The organism is Microcystis sp. M31BS1, assembly GCF_020245285.1.
Lineage (GTDB): Bacteria > Cyanobacteriota > Cyanobacteriia > Cyanobacteriales > Microcystaceae > Microcystis > Microcystis panniformis.
On record NZ_JADBVE010000200.1, the window covers coordinates 1 to 9,334 of the forward strand.

9 protein-coding genes and 1 pseudogene are annotated in these 9,334 nt (G+C 40.5%); 8 read left to right on the forward strand and 2 right to left on the reverse strand.

What is annotated here, in order from left to right; genetic code table 11:
• The first annotated feature begins 222 nt into the window (after positions 1–222).
• The 7 genes from IM509_RS11750 (at position 223) to grrA (ending at position 7,094) form a co-directional block, all read left to right on the forward strand.
• Positions 223–1,407, forward strand: coding sequence for an AAA family ATPase (locus tag IM509_RS11750; RefSeq protein WP_002762438.1), 1,185 nt, complete (start codon positions 223–225; stop codon positions 1,405–1,407).
• Positions 1,404–2,186: a DUF3226 domain-containing protein gene (locus IM509_RS11755; RefSeq protein ID WP_072926299.1), complete on the forward strand. Its 783-nt coding sequence runs from the start codon at positions 1,404–1,406 to the stop codon at positions 2,184–2,186. Before IM509_RS11750 ends, IM509_RS11755 begins: the two co-directional genes overlap by 4 nt.
• A gap of 239 nt (positions 2,187–2,425) precedes the next feature.
• Positions 2,426–3,490 carry a glycosyltransferase family protein gene (locus IM509_RS11760; protein ID WP_185238065.1) on the forward strand — a complete coding sequence of 355 codons (1,065 nt, stop codon included), beginning with the start codon at positions 2,426–2,428 and terminating at the stop codon, positions 3,488–3,490.
• Between the two features lie 24 nt (positions 3,491–3,514).
• Complete coding sequence (locus IM509_RS11765; RefSeq protein ID WP_052277587.1) at positions 3,515–4,474, forward strand: NodZ family protein; 960 nt, start codon at positions 3,515–3,517, stop codon at positions 4,472–4,474.
• A 73-nt stretch (positions 4,475–4,547) separates the two neighbouring features.
• Positions 4,548–5,717 carry a PQQ-dependent sugar dehydrogenase gene (locus IM509_RS11770; protein WP_072926304.1) on the forward strand — a complete coding sequence of 390 codons (1,170 nt, stop codon included), beginning with the start codon at positions 4,548–4,550 and terminating at the stop codon, positions 5,715–5,717.
• 88 nt (positions 5,718–5,805) lie between these two features.
• Positions 5,806–6,705, forward strand: coding sequence for an extracellular substrate binding-like orphan protein GrrP (gene grrP / locus IM509_RS11775; RefSeq protein ID WP_052277586.1), 900 nt, complete (start codon positions 5,806–5,808; stop codon positions 6,703–6,705).
• Between the two features lie 14 nt (positions 6,706–6,719).
• Positions 6,720–7,094 (forward strand): GrrA/OscA1 family cyclophane-containing rSAM-modified RiPP, encoded by a 375-nt coding sequence (gene grrA / locus IM509_RS11780; RefSeq protein ID WP_052277585.1) that lies wholly within the window; start codon positions 6,720–6,722, stop codon positions 7,092–7,094.
• Here grrA and IM509_RS11785 read toward each other — a convergent pair.
• Both IM509_RS11785 and IM509_RS11790 read right to left on the reverse strand, forming a co-directional pair.
• Positions 7,080–7,328, reverse strand: coding sequence for a DUF2887 domain-containing protein (locus IM509_RS11785; RefSeq protein ID WP_052277584.1), 249 nt, complete (start codon positions 7,326–7,328; stop codon positions 7,080–7,082). The two genes, grrA and IM509_RS11785, sit on opposite strands and share 15 nt — an antisense overlap.
• A gap of 29 nt (positions 7,329–7,357) precedes the next feature.
• Positions 7,358–8,128 (reverse strand): annotated as a pseudogene (locus IM509_RS11790) (Rpn family recombination-promoting nuclease/putative transposase); the annotation flags it as partial.
• Between the two features lie 296 nt (positions 8,129–8,424).
• On the opposite strand from IM509_RS11790, the gene IM509_RS11795 reads away from it, so the two are divergent.
• Positions 8,425–9,054, forward strand: a complete 630-nt coding sequence (locus IM509_RS11795) for a PEP-CTERM sorting domain-containing protein (RefSeq protein WP_185238066.1) — start codon at positions 8,425–8,427, stop codon at positions 9,052–9,054.
• Positions 9,055–9,334 lie beyond the last annotated feature (280 nt).

A 9,334-nucleotide genomic window follows, 5' to 3' on the forward strand; every position in this document is an offset into this window, starting at 1 on the left:
GAACCCTTATATAGAAAGGCATTTGGCGATTTTTGTCAATTATTTTTGATCTAGAGCGAACTAATCAATTAAGTCTCTTGCCAGATAAGGATTTAGTCGATTTATGCCCCCCTATCGAACCATACTAAGTAACGAAGAACCAGAAGTTGATTAAATTAAAACTTCAATACATTTGAGGAGATAACTTAGTTTTTTGTCACCCTTTTCAGCTAAACTAAGTTTATGACTAAAAGCCTAGAAAACATTACCATTCACCAGTTTAGAGGACTGCGAGAGCTTGAGCTAAAGAATCTCGGACAGATTAACCTGCTTGTGGGAATTAATAATTCGGGAAAAACCAGCGTTCTCGAAGCGTTATCTATTTACTGTCATCCCTTAGATCTAAAAGTTTGGCTAAATACTGCTAGACAAAGAGAACAAGAGTACAGAGTTTCTCGGACTCCTTATCTAGATTCCCTACAGTGGTTATTTACCCACGATGCAATGATTGAGCAAGAAAAACTTAATCACGGGGTTATATCAATCACAGGAAATGGCTCCTTTAAAGTTCAGAAAATTGAGGCAATTTATGAAGAACTCGAAGGAATTATTTTAATTGACAATCCCGAAGACAAGCTTCATCCTAATGAGATAATTAGCGAAGAAAACGAAGATTTAATCGATAATAATGAAGATTTATGGGAAACAAGAAAAGGTATAAATTTATCGATAACAGTATTTCTGGCTCAAGAACAATTAATAAGTTTAATTAATTATCCCCAAAATCCCCTGAAAGAAAACTATCAACTTTGGGAAAATAGCCCTCTCTCTAGACTATCGGGAAAAAAAGAACCTAGCTTACTAACTTCTCTGGTTAGTCCCGCTTCTCATCGTTCTGATATTGGTCAATTTCGGTTACTTTCAGAAGTGAGATTTGCCAATTTTAAAACAGATGTTATCGATTTACTACGTCAAATGGACAGTAATATTTCTGATTTAGAAATTCTCTTACCTCCTCATTCTTTATCTTCCAGATTTAACATTTATATTCAACACGAAAAATTGGGACTTGTACCCGTTAGTACCTTTGGTGACGGGGTGCGTCGCTTACTTCATATTGCCCTCAAACTTGCCAGTGTTAAAGGTGGAATTTTATTCATTGATGAATTAGAATCAGCTATTCATACAGAGGCACTGCAAAGTTCTTTTAATTGGTTAGTTAAATGGTGTCAAAAAATGAATGTACAACTGTTTGCTACTACCCACAGTCTAGAAGCTGTTGATGCTCTGTTAGAAGTTACTGAACGAGAATCAGATTTGGTGCTTTATCGTCTCGAACCAAAGGAAAATTATACTAGAGTAGTTAGACATGATTGGACTCGATTAAAAAGCTTACGAGAAGACTTAGGACAGGAGGTTCGTTGGTGAGTCGAGAACATATATTGATTGGAGTGGAGGGTAATCATGATCAAGCTTTTCTGGTGAAAGTTATGTGTAAACTGCTGGGGTTTTCTAAATGTGAAGAACTCTCAAATCTAGAGCCAATTTGGAAAAAATTTATTCCGAAATATCCTCCTCTTAAAACTGGAAAACTTTACATCAGACTCGATATGCCATCTATTCTTTATACTGAGACTTTATCCGTGGCAATTTATGCCGGGGGTGGCAGTGAATTAATTAAAAATTTAACCAATAAACTTGCCGATATGGATTATAACAATGAATTATCAGCTTTTGCCGTTATTGCCGATGCGGATAAAGATAACCCGGCAGAAGTTGCTCGCAAATATCATCAGGGTTTTCGGGAATATTTTCCCGACTTTCCCAGGGTAGTAGCTGCCACGGGAACTATTCAAGAAAATAGACCAAGAGTCGGATTATATATACTGCCTAATAATGTTGATCAAGGTGTCTTAGATACCCTACTTTGTGATTGTGGAAAAATCGCCTATCCTGAATATATGAACAGAGCAAAAGCATATATTCAACAATTTTCCGAGGAAGAAATTAGTCAAATTGGCTGGAAACCTTTTGATAAAGAAAAAGCCACTATTGCCGCAGTTGCTAGTATTCTTAAACCTGGAAAAACCAACACCGCAACTATTTCTGATGATCGGTGGATTAGCGAGCAAACTTTAATGCAAATACCATCACTAGAAAATCTCTTAACTTTTCTAAAACAACTCCTCAAAATGGAGTCAATATAATTATATTGATCTGCTGAAAACTTGGAGAGTTACCAACTAGGAAGTTACGGTTAACAAGTGGTCATGCAAAGGAGACAGGATATCCGAGCATTATAATAAAAGTTTTCTCTCAAGTTAAGGTCAAAAAATTCTAGCTGGGAGTTATCGAAGTGTGATCAAGCTTGACACAGTCAAATTAAGGTGTTACCATATTGGGCATGATTTGTGCAGATGTTAAAATTTTTGTTGTGCGGTAGTCTATGAATTTAACAAATTTACCAATGTCTCTTGATGAGGTGCCTTTACCTAGTTCTTTGCCGCCAGTTATTTTAATAGTTTTTACTCGTCCCGATCTACTCAAGGAAGTTTTAAAGGGTTTAACCCAACAGACTCTATTTCCTCATCAGATCATTGCCTATGTGGATGGAGCAAGAAATGAACTTGATCTACCCCTGATTGATCAAACAATTGCTTTACTGCAAGAGTTCTCTAGTAAAATTCCAGTAGATATAAGGTTACGGTCACAAAATTTGGGCTGTGATCAAAATGTCATTTTGTCCTTGACAGAAGTCCTATCCACTTATGAATCTGTTGTTTACTTGGAAGATGATAACTTTCCCAATCCATATTTTTATGATAGGATGTGCCGTCTATTAGAGGCATACCGTGAACATAAAAAAATCTTTTCGATTAGCGGATATGCAGCCTTTCCAGAGCAAGCATATCATTTGATCGAAGAGGATTTTGCTCTCTCTCATAGAGTTTTTTCTTGGGGATTCGGTATCTGGGCCGATCGCTGGAATGATATCGCTCTCATCAATCAGCCAAAACAATATAATCCTTTTGGAAAATTCTATAATATACCCGCCACCGTGCAAACAAAAATGACTATAATAAACCAGTTCTGGCTAGAGAGAAATGAGCAAACTGACTGGGTTATTACTCTTACTCTTGCATCTTTGTATCAAAATCGGGTTCATCTCATTCCCAAAACTTCTTTGATCTATAATATTGGTTTTGGACACCCAGAATCTAAAACCTATAAAGGGAAAGAAGCATCATGGGTAAACTCTGCCTATAGTTCCTCATTCCGCCCCAATAGCTTACCTACCAGTCTTGAGTTAATTGACCTATTAAAAAATGAGATTAGTGGGGTAGAATTAGCGCATTACCTGTATCGAAAGGGTATTTATATTAATTTAGAAGCACTATTTTGCTACCTAAAAAAATATCGTGACCTTCAAAGTCGCCTAGAATTTGTGAAGCTATTTATAGCTCACTCCCCCCTTAGTTTCAAAAGAACTCGCCGTCGTCTAGGTTTATAGTTTAGTAGATACTCAATAAAAAATATGAATAGCTCTAGAAAGTTTCTGATTTGTAAAGGTTCCTCTGGCATGGGAAACCGAATTCTGGCCGCCTGCGGTGCAATAATCTATAGTGAAATTAGTAATCGCCAGTTAGTTATTGATTGGCGGGATAATACTTATTGTCATGACGATATCAACTCCTTCCCTCTATTTTTTAACTGTCCAAAGACCGTTTCAGTAGAATCTATACCTGATACCAAGTCTGTCTATCCTGAGATATGGATTGATAAGTTAGATCAATCTTTTGGTGGACTAAGAAAAGATTTAAGGATTTCGGATCAATCTATGTCGGTTGAATTATCTAGAACAAATTATGAGAGTGAGATTCTGGTTTTCTGTGCCTATACTCATAAAATCAACCAGATGAGACAACTTTTTCATGGGAAGTTCGATTACTTGGCAAAAATGGATGATCGTACTATTATCAAACAGGTATTAAACTCTCATCTAAGCCTGAAACCTGAAATTGTTCAGTCTATCGAAGATTTCAAATCATCTCACTTTGGAGTGAACACCCTAGGCGTTCATGTCAGATATACAGACATGAAGATTCCTTTAGATAAGCTAATTAGTACTACTAAAAAAATCAACAAAAACAATAAATTTAACAGCATTTTCTTATCCACAGATTCTCAAGAAGTTGTTGAAAAATTTCAACAGGAATTCCCAAATATTATCACCACACCAAAATGGTTTCCACCATCGGGAGAAAGAATGCACCAGAACTGGGATCAATGTCCCGATCGCGTTCAAAATGGCATAGAAGCATTAATGGATATGTATTTGTTAGCCAGTTGTAATGATTTGATTTTTTCTTCTCAGTCCTCCTTTGGTTTAGTGGCATCAATCCTAAGTAAAGCGAGGAAACAACATCTCCACGATGTGAATTCTTCTTCATTCATTGAAAAAGTAAAAGCGAAAATTAGAGGTATTGCCAAATAGTTTGTACGAGCAATTAACCCGAACCCACCTTAATGATGTCTATGCCATGGCAAACCTGGGAAGTTACCAACTCATGCTTAATTCTCTCAATCGCATTTTCTCGCCTTTAGTATCTAGCGTTTTGCTTACCATAATTATCTCCAGTTGTCAAGGTACAAAAATATTAACTTCGGCAAATAATTCCCAGACCAATCAATGGCAAAAAGTGACCGTAATCGAGGGTTTAGAGCATCCTTGGGCTATGGTTTGGCTACCTAACGGGGAAATCCTCATCACAGAGCGCCCCGGTCGTTTAAGAGTGGTTAGAGAGGGTAAGTTAGACCCAAAAGCCATCGCTGGAGTTCCCGAAGTTTTTGCCGTCGGACAAGGAGGACTGCTCGATGTGGCAATTCATCCCCAATTTGCCCAAAATCGCTGGATTTATCTAACTTATGCTCACGGAGACCGGGAGGCTAATCGTACCCGCGTCGCTCGTGCGGTTTATGATGGTACAAGTTTGCGAGATGTGCGGGTTATTTTTGAAGTTTCCCAAGCAAAAACTGGCTCTCAACACTTCGGTTCGCGGTTATTATGGCTACCGGATGGCACTTTATTGGTAGCGATTGGGGACGGGGGTAATCCTCCCCTACAATTAGCGGGAGATTTAATTAGAAAACAGTCCCAAAATCTGCAAAGTCATTTAGGTAAAATTATCCGCATCAATGACGATGGTTCTCTCCCTAAAGATAATCCTTTCGCCGGTTCTAAAATTTGGAGTTATGGCCATCGGAATATTCAAGGAATCAGCTTCGAGCCGATGACTAGAAGAGTCTGGGCAACAGAACACGGAGCGAAAGGAGGGGATGAATTAAATTTAATTGAAAAGGGCAAAAATTACGGTTGGCCACTGGTTTCTTCCAGTCAAGAGTACGGCACTAATAACCCAGTTTCCGGCGAAAGATATCGCCCCGGTCTGATCGATCCGAAAACAATTTGGACACCAGCGATCGCTCCTTCGGGATTGGTCTTTTATACTGGTAATCGCTTTCCTAATTGGCAGGGAAATTTATTCGCCGGTGGTTTAGTTTCCAGGGATATTCGCCGTCTGGAAATGGATAAATCGGGTGAAATTATCAATCAAGAAGCGATTCCCATCGGTCAGAGGGTGCGGGATGTGCGTCAAAGTCCCGACGGATTTTTATACCTGCTCACCGATGAAGGTAACGGTCAATTAATTCGCCTTGAACCGCCATCTAATTTGTAAAAGTTCACAGAAATTATTATGGAAACCTTGAAGATTTTTTAGCGACTTCTAGTATAGTTATGTTTGTACGGGAGTAAGCACTCGATTTATGAAGAAAATTTTACAGTTAGTGGGACTAGGTTGCATATTGCCTATGTTCCTCGCCAGCGCAGGTTTAGCGGAAACAGTGGTGGAAAAAGTGGCTCGCACGGGATTTTTGACCGTAGGAACCCGTTTTGATGCGATTCCCTACTCCTACGTCAATGAGAAGGGGGAATTAGTCGGCTATTCTATGGATGTGTTGGAACGAATTAGAAAACGACTGGAAACTCGTCTCGGTCGTCCCGTCACCCTGCAAATGGTGGAAGCTAACCAACCCGGAGAGAAAATTAATCTCATTCGTAGCGGGGACATCGATATCGCTTGTAGTACGGCTTTTACTTGGGAAAGGGCGAAAGTGGTCGATTTTTCCATCAGTTACAGCATTTCTGGGATTAGGATTTTAGCCAAAAAAGGAAGCAATCTCTCCACTCCTCAATCCCTAATCGGTAAACGCATCGCCTTGGTTCCCAGTTCTGCGGCCGTGGATGTGATTAAATTAGTACAACCGCAAGCGACGATTGTTACTACCTACAGCACCGTAGAAGAAGCGATCGAAGCTTTAAAAACCGGTAAAATCGACGCAATAGCGGGGGATAGCATTTCTTTAGCGGGAACAATTCTCAGAGATAACCCTAAAATCTACGAAATCGTCCCCGAAGAAGCTCTAGCTAATTTTGGGATTGCTTGCATGGTTCCCGAAAATAACTCTACTTTTTTGGATGATGTCAACTATGCCATTGTTAAAATGATGCAGGATTACATCACCAATGATACGGCTACCGTTAGTCAAATCGATCGCTGGTTCGGTAGTCAAGGCATGGTTCCCATCCCCCCAGAATTATTAAAGGGGTTTTTTGCCTTCAAAGTTATCGAACACGCCCAAATTAATCCCCAAGAAGCCAAATAGGAGCATAAATTCAGGTGAATATCAGCAATAAAACTGGTTTAGTCGGCTTTCTTCTCGCTTTATCTGCTTTCGGTCTGACTAGCACCGCTCAGGCCGCCTCGGACGAGGCTAACCCCATTGAAGCGCGTTTAAGTCGTCTGTCCAGCGCTGTACGCGAACGAGTTAACCAACTGCCGGAAGATACTGCCGATCCTAGTTTACAAGCTTTAGGCTGGGGAGATGGTCGCGGTCGCGGTTGGGTGAATAGTCGTGCCGGCGGTTGGGGAGATGGTCGCGGTGGTAGTTTCGTTAATGCGCGGCCCTGGCGCAATGGTTGGTCTGACGGTGGCGGTTTCTTTAATTCCCGACCGCGCTGGGGTAATGGTGGCAGTTTCTTAAATCGTTGGTAAGGTAAGGTTGGGTGAGGCGATAAACTTTATCCTCGTCCCAACCCCGGTTTGACGATGAAATCTCAGGTTATTATTTTGAGGCAGAAAGACTCCATCAAGACGAAAGGAAAGTTGTTTGACTTCCACTGAGTCAAAGCGGTAGTTATTCGCTTCGCTGATAGGGAGTTGAATTAATTCAAAGAAGATAGAGGGGAATGATTGAAAGAGTTGATAAAAAATAGTGTCAGTTTTCATGCTTTTATTTTACAATGCGATCGCATTTTTTATGTCCCGTTTTGTATAGCTCTAACCTGTTTAACCTCTAACTCTAAGGCGGATGCGACTTGCTCAACGCTTAACCCTAAGGCTAACAAACGAGGGACCGCCTCTAATGCTTTGTTTAGTCTGCCTTCCTGACGACCTTCCTGACGCGCTTCCTCGCGCACATCTTGAAAATACTGAGTCTGTTTTAATTCATCTAAACTAAACATAGTTTCTATCTCCCGACGATTGAGAAGCGGTAACTTATAAACAAGAATCGTCTCTATTAATTGTAAGAGTTCTTGCGGTTTTTGGTCGGGGGTTAATTCTTCCCGCACTCTTTGGATTAATTTTCGGGTGCTATCAATCGCTTTTGCCTTAGATAGGGTGATTAATTGGACTGTAGCTAAACCAATCGAAGTTTGAGGAGTGTTTTCTAATTCATTCAGATAAATCCGTCTCACTCGCTCGGAGTTGAGGAGTTCCCGATAGCGTTGAACTTTATCGGTTTCTACTTGAGGGTTAGGATAGACAATCACACCCCGCCAATCATTGGTTAAGTCGGTTTTACTGAGATATAAGAATATTTCAGTGAAAAAGCGCTGATAAAAAGCCTCATCTTCTTGAAATTGTACCTCATACTAAATCCGTTGAGTAACGCACAGAAAACGGGTTTCTCCGAGAAACCCGTTTTCTGCTCATGCCTTGGCTTCGGTGATAGGGAGTTGAATTAATTCAAAGAAGATAGAGGGGAAAGATTGAAAGAGTTGATAAAAAATCGTGTCAGTTTTCATGCTTTTATTTTATAGCAGTACCCGCTAAGATTAGGACGTTTTGCTCCCCCCTAACCCCTAAAATAGCGCAATCTTAATCATTACCGATTAATTTAAGATGTTTCCTTGGCGAATCCTTCCAGTCTCTCCCTGATGGGCTTTTTTCCAGATTCATCAATAAAAAACGGAGAATACTTGACAAATTCGGGGGGGGGTAGAATGATGCTGCTTATTACTGTTAAGCAATAATTTATGGGGTATAAATATCAATTTTTCCCCATTATCAGCCATGAAATTAACTTGTCAATTAATCAAAAATGACTAATCAACTGCTAAAAGCCCTTTGCCTTCCGGCGGTGACTTGTGCCGTTTTCAGTGCCATTCCCGCCCATGCCGCCATTTTTACCGCTACCTATACGGATACTGTTGCAGCAGTCGACTTCTTACCCCTTGTCGATAACGTTAATGTCGGTGATACTGCGGTTATTACCTTTCAGCTTGACAATGGGGGAACTTCCCTGTTCAACCAAACATGGAACGACAGCAACATTGTGAGTGTCACCTTCAACTTTGGTAATGGGGCCCACGTTACCACCTTTAATCCTAATGGGGGTGATGGGTTGAGTACTTCTACAGGAAGTTTTGTCACCAATGCCTTAGGAACATTAACGGCTGTTCCTACTAGCTGGTCGGATTCGAATAATGTCAATGTCGTCTCAACCAATTCTACACAAACACCCACCAACTGGTTCGTGAATGGGTTCAATGGCGTTTACTATACTAATGGTTTCAGCAACGAGGTCCAATTGACCAATGTAGAAGGTAATATCGTTGCTGCTAACTGGACCATTCAACCTGCCCAGACACAGACAACCCCAGAACCAGGCACCCTTTTAGGTTTATTAGCGGTGGGTTCTCTGGGTGTATTGGCTCGCAAACGTCAATAAATAAATGACCAATTCTATGGTAAGGAAGGTTTAAAAGCCTTCCTTTTTGGTTAGGGAAAAAGGCGCTCTCGCTTATTGAATTTTGGCACATAATGGATAAGTAGCTAGACACAATTAATTACACATATCTAATACTAAGTAGGGTCTGCTGAAAAAGTACGGGCGAAGCATTCGGATAGAAAATCTACGGTTTCACCGATAGGTTATTGCCCGAATGCTTCGCCCCTACAGGACGCGGGCCGATGAAGACGCAAGGTTTTGAACGACGATTCTCTCAAAA

Bases quoted from the DNA above. Each gene is read 5' to 3' on its own strand.
- IM509_RS11750 (WP_002762438.1), top strand. From the start codon at position 223: ATGACTAAAAGCCTAGAAAACATTACCATTCACCAGTTTAGAGGACTG.
- IM509_RS11760 (WP_185238065.1), top strand. From the start codon at position 2,426: ATGAATTTAACAAATTTACCAATGTCTCTTGATGAGGTGCCTTTACCT.
- IM509_RS11765 (WP_052277587.1), top strand. From the start codon at position 3,515: ATGAATAGCTCTAGAAAGTTTCTGATTTGTAAAGGTTCCTCTGGCATG.
- IM509_RS11770 (WP_072926304.1), top strand. From the start codon at position 4,548: ATGCTTAATTCTCTCAATCGCATTTTCTCGCCTTTAGTATCTAGCGTT.
- grrP (WP_052277586.1), top strand. From the start codon at position 5,806: ATGAAGAAAATTTTACAGTTAGTGGGACTAGGTTGCATATTGCCTATG.
- IM509_RS11785 (WP_052277584.1), bottom strand. From the start codon at position 7,328: ATGAAAACTGACACTATTTTTTATCAACTCTTTCAATCATTCCCCTCT.
- IM509_RS11795 (WP_185238066.1), top strand. From the start codon at position 8,425: ATGACTAATCAACTGCTAAAAGCCCTTTGCCTTCCGGCGGTGACTTGT.